The sequence below is a fragment of the Pseudomonas flexibilis genome (genome assembly GCF_000802425.1).
In the GTDB taxonomy this organism is placed as follows: domain Bacteria; phylum Pseudomonadota; class Gammaproteobacteria; order Pseudomonadales; family Pseudomonadaceae; genus Serpens; species Serpens flexibilis.
The window spans coordinates 12,798-29,392 of the sequence record NZ_JRUD01000016.1 but is presented as its reverse complement, the minus strand read 5'-3'; the positions used below and the strand labels follow the sequence as shown (position 1 = coordinate 29,392).

At 64.2% G+C, this 16,595-nt stretch carries 26 protein-coding genes; 8 read left to right on the top strand and 18 right to left on the bottom strand.

All coding sequences use genetic code 11. The annotated features are described in order from the left end of the window. Window positions 1-62: 62 nt before the first annotated feature. Both SF06_RS11195 and SF06_RS11190 read right to left on the bottom strand, forming a co-directional pair. Entirely contained in the window at window positions 63-296 is a 234-nt protein-coding gene (locus SF06_RS11195) for a hypothetical protein (protein ID WP_052199794.1), read from the bottom strand. Beyond that, window positions 289-537, bottom strand: a complete 249-nt coding sequence (locus SF06_RS11190) for an ogr/Delta-like zinc finger family protein (protein WP_234703322.1) — start codon at window positions 535-537, stop codon at window positions 289-291. Before SF06_RS11190 ends, SF06_RS11195 begins: the two co-directional genes overlap by 8 nt. On the opposite strand from SF06_RS11190, the gene SF06_RS18750 reads away from it, so the two are divergent. After that, on the top strand, window positions 427-807 hold the full coding sequence (locus SF06_RS18750; protein WP_234703324.1) for a hypothetical protein: 381 nt from the start codon (window positions 427-429) through the stop codon (window positions 805-807). The genes SF06_RS11190 and SF06_RS18750 overlap by 111 nt on opposite strands. Next, the gene (locus SF06_RS11185; protein WP_039561457.1) at window positions 770-994 is read left to right on the top strand and encodes a hypothetical protein; all 225 of its coding nucleotides are present in this window, start codon (window positions 770-772) and stop codon (window positions 992-994) included. Before SF06_RS18750 ends, SF06_RS11185 begins: the two co-directional genes overlap by 38 nt. A 144-nt stretch (window positions 995-1,138) precedes the next feature. Here the strand turns inward: SF06_RS11185 and SF06_RS11180 are convergent, their stop codons facing one another. Together SF06_RS11180 and SF06_RS11175 are read right to left on the bottom strand one after the other, a co-directional pair. Beyond that, window positions 1,139-1,615 carry a YmfL family putative regulatory protein gene (locus SF06_RS11180; protein WP_039561455.1) on the bottom strand — a complete coding sequence of 159 codons (477 nt, stop codon included), beginning with the start codon at window positions 1,613-1,615 and terminating at the stop codon, window positions 1,139-1,141. 35 nt (window positions 1,616-1,650) lie between these two features. Then, complete coding sequence (locus SF06_RS11175) at window positions 1,651-1,887, bottom strand: phage-associated protein, BcepMu gp16 family (protein ID WP_039561452.1); 237 nt, start codon at window positions 1,885-1,887, stop codon at window positions 1,651-1,653. 88 nt (window positions 1,888-1,975) lie between these two features. On the opposite strand from SF06_RS11175, the gene SF06_RS11170 reads away from it, so the two are divergent. The 6 genes from SF06_RS11170 to SF06_RS11155 all read left to right on the top strand — a co-directional run bounded on the left by SF06_RS11170 (window position 1,976) and on the right by SF06_RS11155 (window position 5,208). Continuing rightward, the gene (locus SF06_RS11170; protein WP_052199793.1) at window positions 1,976-2,389 is read left to right on the top strand and encodes a helix-turn-helix domain-containing protein; all 414 of its coding nucleotides are present in this window, start codon (window positions 1,976-1,978) and stop codon (window positions 2,387-2,389) included. Between the two features lie 36 nt (window positions 2,390-2,425). Then, window positions 2,426-2,905, top strand: coding sequence for a hypothetical protein (locus SF06_RS11165; protein WP_039561450.1), 480 nt, complete (start codon window positions 2,426-2,428; stop codon window positions 2,903-2,905). A 94-nt stretch (window positions 2,906-2,999) separates the two neighbouring features. Beyond that, entirely contained in the window at window positions 3,000-3,875 is an 876-nt protein-coding gene (locus SF06_RS18340) for a hypothetical protein (protein WP_139326712.1), read from the top strand. Continuing rightward, on the top strand, window positions 3,872-4,501 hold the full coding sequence (locus tag SF06_RS18335) for a hypothetical protein (RefSeq protein WP_139326713.1): 630 nt from the start codon (window positions 3,872-3,874) through the stop codon (window positions 4,499-4,501). Before SF06_RS18340 ends, SF06_RS18335 begins: the two co-directional genes overlap by 4 nt. 34 nt (window positions 4,502-4,535) lie before the next feature. Continuing rightward, entirely contained in the window at window positions 4,536-4,871 is a 336-nt protein-coding gene (locus SF06_RS18330) for a hypothetical protein (protein WP_139326714.1), read from the top strand. Continuing rightward, window positions 4,861-5,208, top strand: coding sequence for a p24 family protein (locus SF06_RS11155; RefSeq protein WP_052199792.1), 348 nt, complete (start codon window positions 4,861-4,863; stop codon window positions 5,206-5,208). The genes SF06_RS18330 and SF06_RS11155 overlap by 11 nt, the downstream gene beginning before the upstream one ends. 43 nt (window positions 5,209-5,251) lie before the next feature. On the opposite strand, the gene SF06_RS11150 is transcribed toward SF06_RS11155, so the two are convergent. From SF06_RS11150 to SF06_RS11080, 14 genes are all read right to left on the bottom strand, one after another. After that, window positions 5,252-6,466, bottom strand: coding sequence for a phage late control D family protein (locus tag SF06_RS11150; protein WP_039561447.1), 1,215 nt, complete (start codon window positions 6,464-6,466; stop codon window positions 5,252-5,254). After that, entirely contained in the window at window positions 6,463-6,906 is a 444-nt protein-coding gene (locus SF06_RS11145) for a phage tail protein (RefSeq protein WP_039561445.1), read from the bottom strand. Before SF06_RS11145 ends, SF06_RS11150 begins: the two co-directional genes overlap by 4 nt. 7 nt (window positions 6,907-6,913) lie before the next feature. Continuing rightward, window positions 6,914-9,553, bottom strand: coding sequence for a phage tail tape measure protein (locus tag SF06_RS11140; RefSeq protein ID WP_039561444.1), 2,640 nt, complete (start codon window positions 9,551-9,553; stop codon window positions 6,914-6,916). Then, entirely contained in the window at window positions 9,543-9,662 is a 120-nt protein-coding gene (locus SF06_RS18015) for a GpE family phage tail protein (protein ID WP_039561441.1), read from the bottom strand. Before SF06_RS18015 ends, SF06_RS11140 begins: the two co-directional genes overlap by 11 nt. 8 nt (window positions 9,663-9,670) lie before the next feature. Continuing rightward, window positions 9,671-10,018: a phage tail assembly protein gene (locus SF06_RS11130; protein ID WP_039561439.1), complete on the bottom strand. Its 348-nt coding sequence runs from the start codon at window positions 10,016-10,018 to the stop codon at window positions 9,671-9,673. A gap of 54 nt (window positions 10,019-10,072) precedes the next feature. Further along, window positions 10,073-10,588: a phage major tail tube protein gene (locus SF06_RS11125; protein ID WP_039561436.1), complete on the bottom strand. Its 516-nt coding sequence runs from the start codon at window positions 10,586-10,588 to the stop codon at window positions 10,073-10,075. A gap of 13 nt (window positions 10,589-10,601) precedes the next feature. Continuing rightward, entirely contained in the window at window positions 10,602-11,789 is a 1,188-nt protein-coding gene (locus tag SF06_RS11120) for a phage tail sheath protein (RefSeq protein WP_039561434.1), read from the bottom strand. Window positions 11,790-11,878: 89 nt separating this feature from the next. Next, entirely contained in the window at window positions 11,879-12,322 is a 444-nt protein-coding gene (locus tag SF06_RS11115; RefSeq protein ID WP_039561433.1) for a C40 family peptidase, read from the bottom strand. Continuing rightward, the gene (locus SF06_RS17750; protein ID WP_052199791.1) at window positions 12,319-12,747 is read right to left on the bottom strand and encodes a hypothetical protein; all 429 of its coding nucleotides are present in this window, start codon (window positions 12,745-12,747) and stop codon (window positions 12,319-12,321) included. Before SF06_RS17750 ends, SF06_RS11115 begins: the two co-directional genes overlap by 4 nt. A 2-nt stretch (window positions 12,748-12,749) precedes the next feature. After that, window positions 12,750-14,090, bottom strand: a complete 1,341-nt coding sequence (locus SF06_RS18845; protein WP_052199790.1) for a phage tail protein — start codon at window positions 14,088-14,090, stop codon at window positions 12,750-12,752. Continuing rightward, window positions 14,083-14,703: a phage tail protein I gene (locus SF06_RS11095; protein WP_039561431.1), complete on the bottom strand. Its 621-nt coding sequence runs from the start codon at window positions 14,701-14,703 to the stop codon at window positions 14,083-14,085. Before SF06_RS11095 ends, SF06_RS18845 begins: the two co-directional genes overlap by 8 nt. Further along, window positions 14,700-15,602 (bottom strand): baseplate J/gp47 family protein, encoded by a 903-nt coding sequence (locus SF06_RS11090; protein WP_039561430.1) that lies wholly within the window; start codon window positions 15,600-15,602, stop codon window positions 14,700-14,702. Before SF06_RS11090 ends, SF06_RS11095 begins: the two co-directional genes overlap by 4 nt. Next, window positions 15,599-15,952: a GPW/gp25 family protein gene (locus SF06_RS11085; RefSeq protein WP_039561428.1), complete on the bottom strand. Its 354-nt coding sequence runs from the start codon at window positions 15,950-15,952 to the stop codon at window positions 15,599-15,601. Before SF06_RS11085 ends, SF06_RS11090 begins: the two co-directional genes overlap by 4 nt. Next, window positions 15,949-16,575 (bottom strand): phage baseplate assembly protein V, encoded by a 627-nt coding sequence (locus tag SF06_RS11080; protein WP_065365681.1) that lies wholly within the window; start codon window positions 16,573-16,575, stop codon window positions 15,949-15,951. Before SF06_RS11080 ends, SF06_RS11085 begins: the two co-directional genes overlap by 4 nt. Between the last annotated feature and the right edge of the window lie 20 nt (window positions 16,576-16,595).

Here is a 16,595-nt window from a genome sequence, read left to right as displayed (position 1 = left end):
GAAATTCGGGCGTAGCAATCCCCTGCCCACGAAAAGGCGGGCATGGGCTCAAGGGGTTCGGGTTAAGCGGTGGCGCTGTCCCAGTGCTCGGCGACGGGCTCGTCCGGGGCTGGGCTCATGGCCAAATGCGCCAGGCGCGGCGCCATGAAGGCCGGCACGTCCAGCGAGGTCACCAGGTAGTCCGTGGTGCGTTCGAACAACTGCTGGTCGTTGCCCAGGTGTTCGTCGCGGTGGCGGGCCACGAACTGCCGGGCCGCGTCGGTCATCTGCTCCTGGTAGTCATTGTGGTTATCCATGGGCGGCCTCCAGTGTGTCGATCAGGTCCAGTTGCTGTTCGTTGTCCCGCTGCATGGCTTGCCGACGCAGGGTGGTGGGCGCCACCGGCAGGCGCACCGTCGGGTTGGCCATGCCGGAGGGGCTGAGTTCATGGGTCATCTGGAACTCGGCCCGCACCGACCAGCCGCAGGCCTCATTGGTGCACTGCAGGTAGGCGATGCGCAGGAATATGTGTTGACCATCGCTGGTCCTGATCCGCATGCGCCCGTGGCAATGCGGGCATACGAGCTTGTAGGTACTCAAACTGCCTCCCCAACGGCTCCGGCCGGGCCGGTAAAACAGGGGCGCCTTGGCGCCGATTTATTCGTGTTATTGGTGCAGGTCACGGGCATCGCACAACTGCTGCTGGCGGCCGTCGAGTTCGCCGTTGAAAACTGGGATCAGTCGGGTTGTGGTATTCATGTGTTCCCTTTAAGAACGGAAGGATTTCCAAATGGCAAACGCGCTGATCCAGAAACTGGATGTCATTGACAGGGGTAACCTGGCTGACGAGTACCTGGCCATGGCCTACAACGTTGAGCAGTCGCTCCTCCTAGCAGGTGCTGTACCCGGCAAGGACTACACGCTTCTTGACCTGTACAAGCTGGCGCAACCGCTTGTGATTGAGCTGTTCCGCGACAACAGCAGGCAGATGAAGTACGACATTCCGGTTTGGTGACCCGCACGGCCACCGCTACGCGCTGGTGAAAGGCCGCCTCGGATTCACGTGGGGATTTGACGGCATCCACCGGGATGTCCATCTCGATGTGCTCACCACGGTTGTTGCCCTTGTGCACGGTGTAGGTGGCTTTCGCTTGTTCGGTCATGGCTTGGCTCCTGATTTGCGATGCAGGGTGATAACCGCCCCGATTTCGGAATGTCGCGCCGCGATGTGTACCCGGTGGGCGGCCACGATCTCTGCGAGCTCGGCTTCGTCGATCAGGCCGTCATCCAGCGCCTGGACGATCAGCTGATCCACCCGGCCGCGCTTGGCCTGGGTGTTCAGGGCGCGCTCGAACAGCTCCACGTTGTCCAGCTCGCCCTGCTCGGGCATGGGCACGAACACGCCGCCATACAGGGCGCAGATGTAGTCGGGCAGGTGGGTGGTGCCGGTGGTCTGCTCCAGCAGGTGCAACTGGGCGTCGTTGAGCGGCTGGGCGCCGGCGTTCTCGTACACCTGGTTGTCCAGGCGCTTGAGCGGCAGGCCCAGGCGGGCGGCGGCGCACTCGCGGCCGCCGGGGTAGGCACACACCACGGCACTCATGACCTGGCGGCGGGTTTCAAGGATCGGGCGCTTCATCTTCTCGTTTTCCCGGTAATGGCCAAGGGCTAGGTTCAGCAGGCCTTGGCGAAGGGGTGATCCAGCAGGCCGGGGATCAGCTCCACGCCGATCTGAGTCGAGAGGTCGCGCATGACGGAGAAGGCGATGCGCCCATTGGGCAGGGTTTCAGAGCCGGCCCAGCGTTCGACCGTCTGGGTGACCGTGCGCGGCTCGTAACCTTTGCTCAGCGCGAACTGACGAAAACTGAGGCCTTGCTCAATAAGTCGGGCTTGGATCTGGCGCTTATTCATGGTTCCAAGGGTCTCGCTTGGCTAATATGTTCCCAATGCGACGCACCTTAGATTCCCAAATGGGATTCGTCAAGAGGAATTTTCCCATATGGGAATTGGAAAGCGAATTAGAGAAGCAGTTGATGCGCTTGGGCTAAGCCTGAAACAGGCCGCAGATCGCTGCGGAATCTCCTACAGCTCCCTTCAGAACTGGGCCGGTGGTCATCGAGAGCCACGGCCTGATGCACTGATCACCCTTGGGTCCCAATTGGGAATTTCGATTGACTGGCTGCTGACAGGCGAGGGTCCGATGCTGCGCGGCCAAAGCGCGCAGGCCACCGCCGCATCATCCGAGCCTGCGAACCCCCGTGAGCAGGCAATCCTGGAGCTGTACCGCGCCCTGGATGAGGACGCCCAGCGAGAGATACAGAGCGCTGCTGAGGAAAAGAAACGGCTGAAAGCCCTTGAGCAGCGCCTCCAGGAGCTTGAGGCCGTTGTCGCTGATATCAAAAGGCTGGCATGATCTGTTCCCATCAGGAACACACAAGGAACGTGAGACATGCCCTCACTGTCGTCCAATGAAGTACATGGACTGGGCCTACGCGGCATCAACGTAGAAACCGACATCTACGGCTCCCACTACACCTTCACGACCCAGGGGTTGTACTGGCTGTTCAACGTGCTTCACGAACAGCCAGCCGCAAAGCGCTCCAAGAAGCTCACCGTCTCCCTCCTCAAGACCATTGCCAAAGCTGCGCCGAACGACCACTGGCGGGAGCTGCGCATCAAGGCCGTCGAGCTTCCTACCGACGGCGCCAGCTATTACCAGCTCGCGATCTACCTGAACGGCACACCGCCGCGCAGCCCGCTGACGGTTGGCCCCCTTTCCGGGCTGTCTGGGCCGATCCCGTTTCTCCTGGAAGGGCGCTTTCTTGCGCTGCCCGATTACGCCGATGCCAATTTGCTGCTGACTGAAGAAGAGCAGGGCGAGCTGTTGGCGGGCGGATTTCTCAAGGCCCGCTTCGGGCTGCAGGGCTGAGGTCTGGAATGGCAGAAGGGATACTTCGGTTTATTTATACCAATGCTGTCGGTGAAACGATTACTCATAGGATACGTCTGAGAGGGGCGCGGAATTGCAGTCTAGCCAAATAATTCTTACTTTTGATGGCAGCCTTGTGCTGGGTCACTCTGTTTCTCTGCGGACTCTTTCCTATACGCTCCCTCATATACAGCGAGCTATTGATAAAACGGTTTATTATTCCGTAAGAAAAGAGATTAGGAAGTTCACTACTCTACCTGGTGATATGTACCCTTTGGCGGATATATATCTTCATGCAGTCGAGAAAGGCTCATTAAAAATCCCTTTTCTTAGTGACTTGGCTGGTGAGATTCCCAGGTTGTTCAATGCTTTTTTGAATGAACCCTACGAGAGGGCTGGGCGGGAGGTTCTGAGTAGTGTTAATCAGATTGCAGTGGATGTGGAGAATCGAAAAATACACGTCGGCTTGCAAAATGTTGATATTGTTACGCAGGACGATTTGCTGAATAGAGAAGATGACTTTAAGTATGCTTACGCTCAGAGCGCTGTGCTTCGCGATATTGATACTGCGCTAAGTGTTGTTCGAAGTAATGAGGGGTCGATTCTTAAATTTGCCGTAAATGATGATTCTGGGTTTCGTGAATATTCATTTGATCCTCTAAGGGCTTCAAGGTTCTCTAGGATAACAAAGACTAAGCGGTTGGCTGATCCGGCTATATATACAGGTCGGCTACTGGGTCTTGAAAGGCAACGAAAGGGCAGCCTTTTCGAATATTCTGCAAAATTTCTTAGCTCGTTGACAGGGCAGGAGTCGAAGATATTAATAGCAGAATACGATGATGTAATGAAGTTGCAGCCGTTCAATTTGGTTGACGAGGAGGTAACTATTTGGGGGGCTCCAGTTTCAATAATGGACGTTTATGATCCAGTAAGGGGTGATTTTGTCTTTATTGACTTTTATCAGCCATGATACAAGATAAGGTTTTAGATTTTTTGTATGAACGCGCAGCGCCATTATTTACGGCTGCGCGCTTTTTTTGTTTCTCTGGTTCTGTTTTTTGGATAACCGATTCTTTCAGTTTGGTTTGGGATTTCGAATTTTGGGCCTCCAGTTCTTCCGACGCAGGCGCGCGCTTCCTTGATGTTTTCTTTAGTATCTCTGTTGCTGAGTTTCTATTGCTTTTGATTTCTTCGTTTCTGGCTGTTCCAATATTGGTTAGGTGGATTCTTTTAATGCTATCTCGGCGTGAGGTGAGTCGTATTGCTTATAAGGATTGTCTGCGGGATATACACGATTCTGTTTCTGATCTAAATGCGGATCAGGTAAAGGTTGCAGTGCGTGATGCGTATCCAAAGGCGGCTTTGGCTGAAAGGAAGATTAAGCGAGTAATAGACATTACTGAAGTTTACGCTTTTTCCCTGCTTTTCTTTTTTTATGAATTTCTTGCGGGGAGAAGCGGTGGTGCTTTTACTTTTCTTCTAATCCCTTTTCCGCTGGTCGTCTACTTGCTTGTTCAGAGATTACTATTTTTCTATGCAAGACACATATATTACTGCAAGTGCGTTGCGGCGCGCTTTGCTAAATTCAGAATTTGATTTTTTAACTCATTGAATTGTTTTGGTGGAAGTTATGCTTGGTGAAGATGGTAAGGTCGTTCAGATTGATGAATCTGGTGTGAGGGACTTAAGGGCTAGCGATCTTCTAAGTTATTTTAAGAAATCAGGCAGGCACACACGTTGCCCGCACTGTGATCATGTGGGTATATGGGAGTTCCATATTAAAATCGACGAAGAGGGGCGAGCGGATGCAGATCCTATCCTGATCCCGTTCAAGCTTTCGATGGATGATAGGAACGACGAGGCCTGGACCAAGTGCGCCGCCATTACCTGTCCGAACTGTGGCCATGTGGCGTTGATCAGCATGTACAAGATCGCCGCTTTCAAGGAATCGAATCATGAGCAGTAATGTCGTTGAGCTCGATTGGACACGCGGTCAGAAGAAGAACGATACTTCGGGCACGAACCCACCCACCGGAGGCGACGACTTGGAAAAGCGCGTTGAGGCACTGGAAAAGGCCGTTCCTGACATCCGGGAGCGGCTGGTACGCATCGAGACCAAGCTGGAGGCCATCGACAAGCATGGCGCCACCAAGACCGATATTGAGGCGGTGTTAACCCGAATCGAAGCCACGGGCACCAAGATCGAAACCATGGGACGCACGATGATCCAGTGGTCGATAGGCACCGCGCTGGTGTTGACAGGCATCGCCTTCACCGCCGCCCGAGTTATTCCTGGCGGCTAAACACGGCGGAACACCCGAACCCCGGCCAGGCGCCGGGGTTTTTTTATGCCTGCGCTTCCTGCATCCGCCCCCACTCCCTCTCCACCGCCCTCCGTGCCGCCGCCTGCCCGCTGTACAGCTGCTTGAGCCGCAGCACATTCCCGCCCCGTCCCGCCGTTTCGTATTTCTGCTGCCCGCTGGCGTCGCGGTAGTACGCCCGCACGCCCGTGTAGCCCTCGCCGCTGTCCAGCAGGTCGGCGATCTGCTCGTCCGGCAACTGGGACTCCAGCTCCAGGCTGGTGGTGTACGCCTCGGGCCGGTAGCTGTGGGTCAGGTTGCGGCCGAGCCAGATGAGGGCGCCGATCTCGTCCTTCACGCCGGTGAGGCTGAACGTCTGGTCCGGTACCAGGTCCGGGCGGCCCTTGGCCAGGGTGTAGCTGAGCGTGGCGGTACCGCGTTGCAGGCGGGTCCATTCGGCGCGGGCGGCGCTCAAGGCCGCGTCGCGGTCGGCGTAGCTGTGGCGCAGGTCCTTGAGGTTGCCGTCGGCGCCGGCGATGGCTTCCTGCTTCTTGGTGCTGCCGGGGTTGTAGTAGTGGGCGCGCACGCCGCTGTAGCTGTCGCGGTCGGCTTCCAGGTAGCGGTGCTGGTCGCCGTCCTCGCGGGTCAGGGTGATATGCGGCAGGGCCAGCCCGCTGGCGGTACTGGCGCCGCCCACCGGCATGAACAGCAGGCGCCCGGCCTTGATGGCGGCGATAGCGTCGTGCTCGTGGCCCAGGCGGGTGAGCAGGTTGGCGTCGGATTCGTTGGCCTGGTCCAGGTGCGCGATCGGCACGGCGGCCAGGCTCGCTTCCACCTGGGGCGTGAGGTTGTGGCGCGACGCGATGGCGGTCAGCACCGCGCCCAGGGTGGTGGCGTGCCAGCTCTGTTCGCGGCGGGTTTTCAGGTCGCCGCGCAGATCCGCCGAGCGGGCACGGATGCTCAGGGTATCCGGCGCGCCGCTGTGCTCCAGCTCGTCCACGGTGAACACGCCCTTGTCCACCAGGCCGCTGTCGCTCCAGCCCAGCCACAGGCGCAGTTCGGCGCCGCGCGGGGGAATGGCCAGCTTGCCGTCGTGGTCGCTGAGCGCCACGTCGAGCTGGTCGGCCTCCATGCCCCGGTTGTCGGTCAGGGTCAGTTCCACCAGGCGCTTTTCCACGGCGGCGGTGATGTCGGTGCCGTTGACTACCAGACGGCAGAGGGGCCGGGCGTAGGCCAGCTGTTTGCGGGCGGTCTCGATCATAGCCGGCGGCCCTGCAGCAGGCCGAAGCCGGCCTGGGTGGCGGTGCCCAGCAGGTCGATGCTGCCGTCATCGATGCGCTGCAGGGTGAGGGTGAACTCGATGCGGCGCGCGGCGCCGTCGCGGAAGAACAGGGTTCGGGTCTCCTGCAGGTTCTCGATGATCCACACGCCGTAGATCTTCCCGGTGCCCTCGATCAGCGGCCAGGCCTTGCCGGTGTCGCCCATGAAGCGCAAGGCATCGAGGCTCAACGCGGTGCCGGCCAGGCCGGGCAGCAGCACGCCGGACAGGGTGATGGTGTCGTCGTCACGGCCCTGGAACTGCCGCGCCGGATTGGTGCCGACGCGGCTGGTCTTGCCGTGTACCCAGGCGGTCTGCCGCTGGAAATCCTGATAGGCCAGCGTCTCCAGCGAGAAGACGAACAAGCCGAGGGCCATCATCATGGGTCGGTTACTCCTGGTCGTGCAGGCTGCTGCGGATGCGGGCGGCCTTGGCGCGCTCGCGGCGGTCCAGCTCGGCGGCCACGGCCTGGCCGATTGCGTGGGGGTCCATGCCGGGCGCGGCGTGGATGGTGATGTTGTAGGTATTGCCGCCCGAGGCAGGGGCCGGTGCGCTCAGGCTGGCCGGGCTCAGTGGGGCGCGGTTGTCGATGCGGATCGGCTCGTCGGCCAGCAGCGGGCCGGAGGCGGCCAGGGTCAGCGCGCCGGCGGCAGCCAGGCGCTTGCTCATGTCGCCCACGGCCGCCAGCGGGCCGCCTTCGCCCTGGACGATGCCTTTCTGCAGGCCGTCCATGGTGTGGCCGCCCAGCTCGGCGAACACCCGCGAGGGCGAGTGAATGCCCAGCGTCTCCTTGAACCAGCCGATGGCCGAGCTGGCCGCGCCGGTGATGGCCTCCTTGACCGCGCCCAGCCGGCTGGTGATGCCGTTGACCATGCCGTCCAGCAGCATGCCGCCGAACTCGGTGAAACGTCCGGGCATTTCCACGCCCAGGTAGTTCATCACGCCGGCGAACGCGCTGTAGAAGGCGCCCAGTGGGCTGAAATTGACGATGGTGGCGGCGATGCCGGCCAGGCCGCCGCTGAAGCCTGCCTTCAGTTCCTCCCAAAGGCCCAGCGCGCCGGCTTTCAGGCCTTCCCAGAGGGCGGCGAACTTCGGCCCCAGGGTGCCCCAGTTCTTCCAGATCAGGTAGGCGCCGCCGGCGATCAGGGCGATGGCGCCGATGATCCAGCCGAGCGGGGTCATCAGCAGCGCCTTGCCAAGCAGCAGCACGCCCTTGGCGGCCAGCGGCAGCGCCGTGCGGCCAAGGCTGATCAGTGGGCCGAGGAAGCGAGCGGCGCCGAAGCGCAGCACGCTCATGCCGTAGCTGACCATGGCGATGGGGCCGAGCACGCTGGCCAGCACCAGGGCCAGGCCACCGCCGGCGGCCATCAGGATGCCCAGCCCGGCAGCGGTCTTGACGATGTTGGCGGCCAGGGTGGGGTTCGCGGCGATCCACTCGCGGACGCGGCCGACGATGCGGGTGATGCCTTGGGTCAGCTGGCGCAGTGGGCCGTTCTGGTCGCGCATCATGGTCGAGGTGAGGTTGGTCCAGGCGCCGCCCAACTTGGCGATGTCGCCGCGCAGGTCGTCGCGCAGCACGGTGCCCAGTCCTTCGGCGGCGCCTTCCACCTGCCCGAGGTTGTTCTTGGAGCGCGACAGGGCGCGCAGGAAGTCGGGGATCTGGTCCACGGCCAGGTCCTCGACGGGCGTACCGAACAGGGCGATGGCGGCGTTAGCGCGTTCGGCGGGGTCGGTGATGGCCAGCAGCGCCTTGGCGGTGGTTTGCAGGGCGCGCTGGGCACCATCACCGCCGCCTGCGATGGCCGAGGACATCGCCTCGGCGTCCAGGCCGATGCTCTCGTAGGCCTCCTGGCTGGCCTTGCTCATGTCCGAGCCGCGGATGCTGAATTCCTTGATGGCGTCGCCGGTCTTGTCCAGGGCGAACTTGCCCTGCTTGGCCATCTCCACCAGCAGGCTCATGGCCTCCTGGCCGTCGAAGCCCATGCCCCGGAAGTGCGTCGAATACTCGTGCAGGATTTCGGGCAGCTCGCCGCGCATCTGCGTGGAGACGGACTGCATGCCCCGGGTGAGCAGGTCCAGCGCCTCGTCGCTGTTCTTGGCCAGTCCGTTCTGCATCATGATCGCGGCCACCTGGATGTTCTCCGCCACGTCGCCGCCCAGCACGGCGCTCATGTCCAGGGCGCGGCGGCTGATGCGTTGCAGTTCGTCATCCCCCACTTCGCCCAGGGCGCCCAGGGTGCTGCGCACCGCGCCCACGGCGGCACCGATGGCGGCCATGTCGTCGCTGACGCCCTCGGTGCGGATGCTCTGGATGATCTGGGTGTAGCGGGTGGCCTGCTCGCGGCCTTCGCCCGTCTGCGCGGCGATGATCCCGCCCTGCTGATCGGCGGCCATCTGCGGGGCCATCAGACGGGCGCCCGCGTACAGAATGCCGGTGCCGCTGGCCACCCCGGCGGCGCCGGTGGCGGCCATGCTGCCGGCCAGACCTTGCGCTTTCTCATAGCTGGCCTTGGCCTCGGCCAGGCGCTTCTGCTGCTGGCCGAGCTTGCGCAGGCGTTCGGTCTGGTCGGTGATGTCCTGGTTGGCCTCGGCCATCTGCCGGCGCAGCCGCTGCTCATGCTCGCCCAGGTTGCGCGTGCCGATGCCGGCCTGTTGCAGTCGGGTGCGCAAGCCGTGCAGTTCCTGCTGCTGGCCCTGGTGCTGCTGTTTGAGGCGCTGGGCCTGACGCACCGCCTGCTGGAATTCCTGACGCATCTGCCGGGTGGGCTTGTTGGTCGCGGCCAGCTGTTGTGACAGCCGGCGCACCTCGGACTGTTGCGCCTGGAGGGCGTTGCCGGTCTGCTGCGCGGCGCCCTTGAGCTGCCGGAAGCTGCTGATGTCGCGCTGCTGCCCCTGCAGTCCCTTGAGCGCTTCGCGGCTGGCCTTGAGCTGCCGGGACAGGCCGGCGCTGCCCTGCATCACGTTGCGGATCGGGCGGGTGGCCCGGTCCACGGCCTGCAGCACGACTGCCAGTTTCAGATCACGCGCCATCGGGGTCGACTCTCCGGCGGGCCTGTTCCCGCCATTCCATCAGCTCGGACAGGGGCAGCGGATTCAGGTCCGCCGGCCCCCAGTGAAACACCAGGGCGATGTCCGCCATGGCGTCTTCTACGCGGTGAGGGAGGCCTCCTCCTTGAAGCGCTTCTGCACCAAAAAACCGGTCACCGCGACGCCCAACTGGGTCAGGTCTGCCGGGTCCATGCGGCTGATCTCGTTCTCGGTCAGGGTGGGGATGGTGATGCGCGGCAGCACCTTGCGCAGGGCCATCACGTCCATCTGGATCAGGTCCTGGAGCGAGACGCCGCGCAGCTCGCCGGCCATGGGCTTGCGCACCAGGACCTCGGTGATGGTCTGCTCGCCGCGCTGGATGGGGCCGTCCAGGGGCACGGTTTCCTGGTTGGGGTTCTTCTTGGCCTCGGTCTTGTCGAGGGCGGCGGTGGCTTCTTGCTTGGCCATGATTGGATTCCTTGAGTGGGTAGGCCGCCGTCGCCGGCGGCGCCTGGGTGGGGTTTACAGGCCGAGGGCCTGGCGGTGGGCGGCCAGACGGTCGTCGCCGCCGACGTTGAAGATGAAGCTGAGGAGGTCGATTTCGATCACCACTTCGCCGTCGATGGTCAGCTTGTAGTAGCTGCAGGTGGTGACGTACTTGTGCTCGGTGTCCTCGCCGGACTTGCTCTCGCCGAAGTCGATTTCCTCGTGGCGGCCGCGCACGACCACTTCCACGGCGCTTACTTCGCCGGTGTCGTCGCGTTGCACCGAGCCGCTGAAGCGCAGCATGGCGCCGTCGATCTTGGTGGCGCCGAACTGCTTGAGGGCGGTCAGGTCCCAGCCGCCGAGGGTCCATTCCAGCTGGATGCCGTCGTCGCTGTGGCCGAGGTCGACCTTGACCGGGCCATCCATTCCCGCGCCGCGCCAGGACTCGAACTTGCGGCCGAGCTTGGGCAGCGTGACGGAAGCGCACTGCCCGACGTAGCTGTTGCCCTCGTTGAAGAGCAGCATGGATTTGAGTTTCTTGGGCATAGCCATGGGCGATCTCCTGTCAGGCCTTGATGCCGGCCGCGAAGTTGATGAGGTGGCGGTCGGTGATGCGCTGACGCAGGGTCAGGTCTTCCAGCGGCGGCACGGGGGTGTAGTCGTAATCCAGGAACAGCTTGCCGGCCTTGAGGGTGTCCTTGTCGTTGGCGGCTTCATCGAACCAGGCCTCGCCGCCGATCAGGTACCCACCCCGGACCAGCTCGCGGAACTTGGCGTTGATGCCTTCCAGCATGTCCTTGACCAGCGAGGGGTGCATGGGCTTGTCCATGGCCCAGAACTGCGCCTCGGCCATGGTGTCGGCCAGCACCTGGGCGGTGCGGGTGTAGTTCTCGAAGGCGAACAGCGGGTCGGCCGAGCAGGTGCGCGAGCCCCAGAAGCGGAATCCGTCGCGGCGGATCAAGGTGGTGACTTCGGAGCCGTTGAGCAGGCCGGCGTCGGTGGCGGGGTTCTGCAGGTCCCAGAACACCGGCTTGCTGATGCCGGTCACGCCGTTAACCGGCATGTTGGAGAGGGTCTTGTGCCAGCCGATCTGCTGGTCCAGCTGGGCCCGCAGGCCCAGGGCGCGGGCCACGGCGCTGGCCGGCATGTCGGCTGCCAGGGCGGTGTCGAAGGCCATGAAGTCCGGCCAGAGCAGCATCAGCTCGCGGGCGCCGAAGCCGTCGCGGTAGGCAATGGCGTCGGAGACGGTTTCCGCCCCCATGCAGCTGGCATAGGCGAAGCCGCGCAGCTTCTGGGCGATGCTGATCAGCTCGGTGGTGACCGGCAGGGTGTCCAGCCCCGGCACGCCCAGGATGCGCGGACGCACGCCCAGCTGCGATTCGGCCGCCAGCAGCGCCTTGAGGCCGGTGTATTCGCCGGTGGGCGTCACGCCGCCGATGACCTTGACGGCCTGGTCGGCGGCCTTGGCTTCGTCGTCGACGCCTTCGCCGTCGGGCACACGCACCACCACGGTCACCGGGCTGGCGTTGTCGGCGATGGCATCCAGGCTGCGGGCCAGGGTGCCCAGCTCGCCGGCCGAGCCGGAGGCGCGCAGCACGTCGGTGAGCAGCACGGGCTTGTTGAGGGGGAAAACGGTTTCGTCGGCGTCGCTGCCGGTACAGACCATAGCAACGATAGCGGTGGAGACGGTGCGGATCGGGCGCGAGCCCTCGTTGATTTCGAGGACCCGGACGCCGTGGTGGTGATCGGTCATTGGGCAAACCTGCGCAGGAGTGGGTAGTCCTGCGCAGGGTGACGCGCGCGCGTGGCACGGGCGACTGGCGGGGGTTGTAGCGGGGGTGGTTACAACTCGACGGGCGCGAGCATCCACAAATGCTCGGGCGTCACCCGGCCGATGCGGTTGCGTCGGAACCAGGGCGAACCGGCGGCATCGGCGGCCCAGGCCACCAGCTCACTGCAGAACCAGGCGCGCCGGTCCTGCCAGCCCCTGCGCAGGGCCAGGCCCAGGGCGCCGGCCCAGTCGTAGCGGCGACCGATCTGCGATTCGGCAGCCGCGACCACGGCGGCGGCATCCTGCACAGGCAGATCCACAATGCTGTGTGCGCTGCTCGCCGCGATCAGCTCGGCCAGGGGCCGGCGACGCACACCGGCGCCCATGGCGGCCTCGATGACCTCATCCCCGACGATCAGCGCGCAGTGCGACCAGCGCGACCAAGTGATCGCGCGGATCAGCCAAGAGCCGGGGAGCCAGGAGCGAGTGAAAACGATACGGACCGCCTGGCTCATAGCGTTGCGGCCTCGATGAACAACTCGTCCAGTTGCTGGTCGCTCAGGCCCAGCGCCTGCGCTACCTGCAGCACGAAACCTCGGTCGCGCTCGACGGTGGCGGAGTAGTCCCAGTCGATCTGTGCATCCTCGCGATCTGGGTCGGGTAGCGAGTCGATTGCAGGCTGTACGGCGTCCAGCAGGCCGTGCAGACGTAGACACCGACGGGCCTGGCGCATGGTGATCGAGTCCGGCACCCGTGGCCGGTCGGTTGGCGGCACAAAGGTCGTGCCGTCAACGATCCAGCCTTCATTTACGTCCGGATGGTCGGTGAGGTCTACAACAGCCAGTGCCGGGTTGTACTCAGGCAGCTGAGCCCCGTTGAACACCCACGCAATGCGCCCGTCGCGAACTTCGCCATAACGGCGGTTAGGGTCAGTTTTCATCGTTACCACTCCACGATTAGGAAGCCACTAGCCCCATGCCCGCCTGCAGTGCCTGCACGGCCACCCGCGCCTCCGCCTCCCCAGCCGGCTCCAGCTGATCCTGCAGACGACCGAGCTGAACCGCCGCCTCCAAACACGCTGGAGCCACCATGTCCACCAGCCAGTGAATCTGCTCCGTTACCGCCTCGCGCCGATGCGGGGTATTCCGGAAAAGGCACGCCGCCTCCGCCGCCCGAGCCAGAGCCGGCGGACAGGCCGCCCGCGCCACCGGCGAGGGTTAACAAGGACGCGAACGAGGTTGCTCCGCCCGCAGAGCCATTTCCCCCAGGGCCACCACCATTTCCGGCTGCCCCAATGCTCACGATGTATTCCGCGTCAGGGGTGACCTCCAGCGGTACGCAAAACGCGGATGCAGCACCGCCTCCACCCTGGCCGTATGCGCTCCCGCCGGCAGCTGGACCACCACCACCGCCCCCTCCGCCGCAGCCCGTCACATGGATGCGTGTGACTCCCGGCGGGCAACGCCACGTGCCGGATTCAAAGAACTCGGCTCGGCGATGAATGCCAGCCCCCTTCATAAGCGTGCGAGGGGTGACCGCTACAGCAGCACTTTCGCCAGCATCAATCTCTGCCTGCGTACCAATGCGCAACACACCGCGCAGTGTTTCCGAGGCATTAGCCGCCGCAGATCTCAGTGCCTGGAATACCCGGCGGGGCGTCATCTTCCGCGTGCCGTTCTCACCCTCTTCGGCTTCTGCCTGAGTAGCCTCGGTGGCAGCTTGCGCAACCAGGTTCTCGGCATAGGTCTGGCCCTGTTCCGCCAACTGTTCGGCATACGCACGCGCCGCCGCGTCGCCAGCCTCAACCAAGGCCCGGGTGGCCAGCACCACGCTGGGGTCGATCTTGAGCGCGATGTTGGCGGTGTTGCCCACCACGATGTGCATGCGGATGGTCTGGGTACGGCCGGTGTTCTGGACCAGCAATGGCTTGTAGCTGGGCGCAGGCTTGGCCACGGCAATCAGGTCGCCGTCCTCGTCGCGCAGGGCCGTCTCGCGAATCCACCAGCCACCCACGTTGGGCGGCAGCACCAGTTCGGCGATCAGCACGCCGGGGTCGGTCGGTGACGGATAGAGCGCATTCAGCGGGGCGTCATGCACCACGTTGATCAGTGCCGTCTGTGTCGGGCTGGGGGTCGGGTCGGGGAACAGCGCCGGCTCGCCGCCGGCGTCGCCCAGCTGCATGCGGGTGATTTTCCAGGGCAACTGCAGCGCGTTGGCATTGGTCTGTTTCACCACGCCCACGTTGGTCAGAAAGCCCCCGAACTGCGTATTCGCGTTAGCCATTGAGGTACACGTCCAGGATGTCGATGGTGTGGTCTGTCACCGCCTGGTAGGCGGCAACATGGATGTCGATGTCGGCGGGTTGCCAGGGGTAGATGTCCAGCACGTCGCCGTCGGTGAGGGCGCAGCCGTAGAAGGCGGGCACGCGGGCATCGAGGCTGATGTCCAGGCGGGTGATGTGCCGGCTGGCTGGCTTGGCGTCCTCGAGGAACAGCACCAGGGCGTCGTACAGCTCCTCGGTGATGCCGCTTTCCAGCGTGCCGATCTCCAGTTCGAAGGTGCCGCGCGGTCCGGGTGGGTTGGTCTCCCACCACTCGACGATGCGGATCAGGTAGCCGAGCGGTTCCACTACGCGGCGCAGGGCGCCGATGGTGCCCTTGTGGCGGTGGATGTACGGGCTGGCCTTGATGACCTCCCGCTTGGTGCGTTCCGGCCAGGCGTCATCCCAGCGATCCACCGAACGCTCCCAAGCCAGGTACGGCAGCAGCGGCTCCGGACAGCGGTCCGGGTCGTGCAGGTCGCGGATCGGGATCGGTACCCGCTCGATCTGCGCCAGGCCCTGGGCCGTGCGGCGCTCCAGCGGCGCGGCCTTGGGCGGCAGGAGGTCGACAGTCATGTCCGCACCTCGATGCTGTATCCCGTGCAATAGGCGGCCTGGGCGTAGGTAGGTACGATGTCGGACCAGCCCACCAGCTCCACCCAGCTCACGCCCTCGACATGCAGGGCGGCCTTGAGCAACGAGTCGGAGACCCGCTGACCGATGCGTCGACGCGGGTTGATCACGGCGGCGAGCGCGGCTTCGGCAGCCGTGCGGGCGGCCACGGCTTCGGGGCCGGCGGTGTTCATGTGCAGCACGGCGGTGATGCTGTACGGCAGCACCTCCACGCCTTGCACCGTCAGGCGGTCGCCCACCGGCCGGCGGTCCTCGTCGGACAGGTAGTCCTCCACGACGGCCAGCAGCTCGGCATCGGCGCCGCCATCACCCAGGGCTGACTGCACTGTCAACACCACCTCGGCGCCGGCCGGGCTGTGGACGCTGGCATCGGCGACCCGGCCGGAGGCGCTCCGGGCGTGGAAGATGTAGGCGTTACGTGCACCGGCGGAGCTCATGCCCTCCCAAGCCATCTGGGCGCGCTCACGCAGGCTGTCGTCATCCTCCATCACGGCCTGGCTGTTGGCGGTGGCCGGGGTGATGACCAGGCGCGCCACTTCGACGCGGGCGGCGGCGTGGTCGAGGTCCTCGCCCTCGGCGAACGCCAACATCGTGGCCAGGGCGGCTTCATTGATCCGCTTGCGCAGCAGTAGCTCGCGGTAGGCGTTCTCCTGGAGCAGCTTGTTCAGCGGCTCGGATTCCAGCTCCAGTTTCGCGGCGATGTCCGCCTGCTCGGCGGCGGGCCAGAGCGAAACCATGTAGGCCTTGCGCTCGGCGAGGATCTGTTCGTAATCCAGCGCCTCCACCACCTGGGGCGGCGGCAAGCGGGACAGGTCGATGGGCGTGTAGGTGCTGCTGCTCATGCCATCGCCCCCATCTGCAGCGGCACCCGCAGGTTCAGCCGCTCGTTGGTGTCGACGCGCTGGCCGTCCAGGTCGAGGAAGGCCTGGCCGGGGCGCTCGCCCAGGCTTAGCGCCACGGCGCTCAGGCTGATGCGCGGCTCCCAGCGCATCAGGGCCATGACGATGGCGGCATAGGCCTGCAGCGTGGTCTGACCGTTGAGGGGCCAGTCGATGAGATCGGGCAGCAGGCTGCCGTAGTCGCGGCGCATGATCCGGGTGTTCAGCGGGGTGGTGAGGATGTCCGCAATGGACTGGGCCAGGTGCTCGCGCTCGGTCAGGGCGCGGCCGGTGGTTGCGCTCATGCCGGTCATGGGATGGGGACTCCCGACGTGCCATTGCCGGGCAGAACGCCACTGGTGCGGTGCTTGGTGAGGCTGATGTCACCGGCCAGCACATCCGCGTCGGTGGTGATGTCATCAACGGCGGTAACGCCGGCATCGGTGCTGATGGCGTCTGTCGCGTGCAGGGTGCTGTCGGTGCTCACCGCTTCGGTGGCGTGCAGGGTGCCCTCGATGCGCACCGGCCCGACGATGCGCGAGCCGCCAGTGGCGATCAGCTCGAAGGTGCCGCCTTCGGGCAGTTCGGCGCGCAGGGCGTGGGCGGCGGTGTCGTACTCGATGACGGCGCCGTCGCGGTAGGCGCGGCGGTGGCGGTCCGGGCTGTCGTCCGGGGCCGGGAAATCGTCGCCGTACAGGCCGACCAGGGCGAATGCCTGTTCCGGGTTTCCGGAGGGGCACAGCACCAGGCATTGCTCGTTGACGCTGGGCGGGTCCCAGGTGCGGTCTTCGCCTGCGCGCTGGGCGAACACCATCAGCCAGCCGGTGAGCAGGCCGCCGGTGGCCACGCGCACGCGCAGGGGCGTGTGCTGGACCTCGGCGATGACTCCGGGACGGATCAGGTTTTCGATGCGGCGGATGACGTCGGCGATATTCATGCCGGCGATGCTGCCGCCCG

Excerpts from the sequence above, each read along its gene's own strand:
- SF06_RS11195 (WP_052199794.1), bottom strand. The coding sequence starts at position 296 with ATGGATAACCACAATGACTACCAGGAGCAGATGACCGACGCGGCCCGG.
- SF06_RS18750 (WP_234703324.1), top strand. The coding sequence starts at position 427 with ATGGGTCATCTGGAACTCGGCCCGCACCGACCAGCCGCAGGCCTCATT.
- SF06_RS11190 (WP_234703322.1), bottom strand. The coding sequence starts at position 537 with ATGCGGATCAGGACCAGCGATGGTCAACACATATTCCTGCGCATCGCC.
- SF06_RS11185 (WP_039561457.1), top strand. The coding sequence starts at position 770 with ATGGCAAACGCGCTGATCCAGAAACTGGATGTCATTGACAGGGGTAAC.
- SF06_RS11180 (WP_039561455.1), bottom strand. The coding sequence starts at position 1,615 with ATGAAGCGCCCGATCCTTGAAACCCGCCGCCAGGTCATGAGTGCCGTG.
- SF06_RS11175 (WP_039561452.1), bottom strand. The coding sequence starts at position 1,887 with ATGAATAAGCGCCAGATCCAAGCCCGACTTATTGAGCAAGGCCTCAGT.
- SF06_RS11170 (WP_052199793.1), top strand. The coding sequence starts at position 1,976 with ATGGGAATTGGAAAGCGAATTAGAGAAGCAGTTGATGCGCTTGGGCTA.
- SF06_RS11165 (WP_039561450.1), top strand. The coding sequence starts at position 2,426 with ATGCCCTCACTGTCGTCCAATGAAGTACATGGACTGGGCCTACGCGGC.
- SF06_RS18335 (WP_139326713.1), top strand. The coding sequence starts at position 3,872 with ATGATACAAGATAAGGTTTTAGATTTTTTGTATGAACGCGCAGCGCCA.
- SF06_RS18330 (WP_139326714.1), top strand. The coding sequence starts at position 4,536 with ATGCTTGGTGAAGATGGTAAGGTCGTTCAGATTGATGAATCTGGTGTG.
- SF06_RS11155 (WP_052199792.1), top strand. The coding sequence starts at position 4,861 with ATGAGCAGTAATGTCGTTGAGCTCGATTGGACACGCGGTCAGAAGAAG.
- SF06_RS11150 (WP_039561447.1), bottom strand. The coding sequence starts at position 6,466 with ATGATCGAGACCGCCCGCAAACAGCTGGCCTACGCCCGGCCCCTCTGC.
- SF06_RS11145 (WP_039561445.1), bottom strand. The coding sequence starts at position 6,906 with ATGATGATGGCCCTCGGCTTGTTCGTCTTCTCGCTGGAGACGCTGGCC.
- SF06_RS11140 (WP_039561444.1), bottom strand. The coding sequence starts at position 9,553 with ATGGCGCGTGATCTGAAACTGGCAGTCGTGCTGCAGGCCGTGGACCGG.
- SF06_RS18015 (WP_039561441.1), bottom strand. The coding sequence starts at position 9,662 with ATGGCGGACATCGCCCTGGTGTTTCACTGGGGGCCGGCGGACCTGAAT.
- SF06_RS11130 (WP_039561439.1), bottom strand. The coding sequence starts at position 10,018 with ATGGCCAAGCAAGAAGCCACCGCCGCCCTCGACAAGACCGAGGCCAAG.
- SF06_RS11125 (WP_039561436.1), bottom strand. The coding sequence starts at position 10,588 with ATGGCTATGCCCAAGAAACTCAAATCCATGCTGCTCTTCAACGAGGGC.
- SF06_RS11120 (WP_039561434.1), bottom strand. The coding sequence starts at position 11,789 with ATGACCGATCACCACCACGGCGTCCGGGTCCTCGAAATCAACGAGGGC.
- SF06_RS11115 (WP_039561433.1), bottom strand. The coding sequence starts at position 12,322 with ATGAGCCAGGCGGTCCGTATCGTTTTCACTCGCTCCTGGCTCCCCGGC.
- SF06_RS17750 (WP_052199791.1), bottom strand. The coding sequence starts at position 12,747 with ATGAAAACTGACCCTAACCGCCGTTATGGCGAAGTTCGCGACGGGCGC.
- SF06_RS18845 (WP_052199790.1), bottom strand. The coding sequence starts at position 14,090 with ATGGCTAACGCGAATACGCAGTTCGGGGGCTTTCTGACCAACGTGGGC.
- SF06_RS11095 (WP_039561431.1), bottom strand. The coding sequence starts at position 14,703 with ATGACTGTCGACCTCCTGCCGCCCAAGGCCGCGCCGCTGGAGCGCCGC.
- SF06_RS11090 (WP_039561430.1), bottom strand. The coding sequence starts at position 15,602 with ATGAGCAGCAGCACCTACACGCCCATCGACCTGTCCCGCTTGCCGCCG.
- SF06_RS11085 (WP_039561428.1), bottom strand. The coding sequence starts at position 15,952 with ATGACCGGCATGAGCGCAACCACCGGCCGCGCCCTGACCGAGCGCGAG.
- SF06_RS11080 (WP_065365681.1), bottom strand. The coding sequence starts at position 16,575 with ATGAATATCGCCGACGTCATCCGCCGCATCGAAAACCTGATCCGTCCC.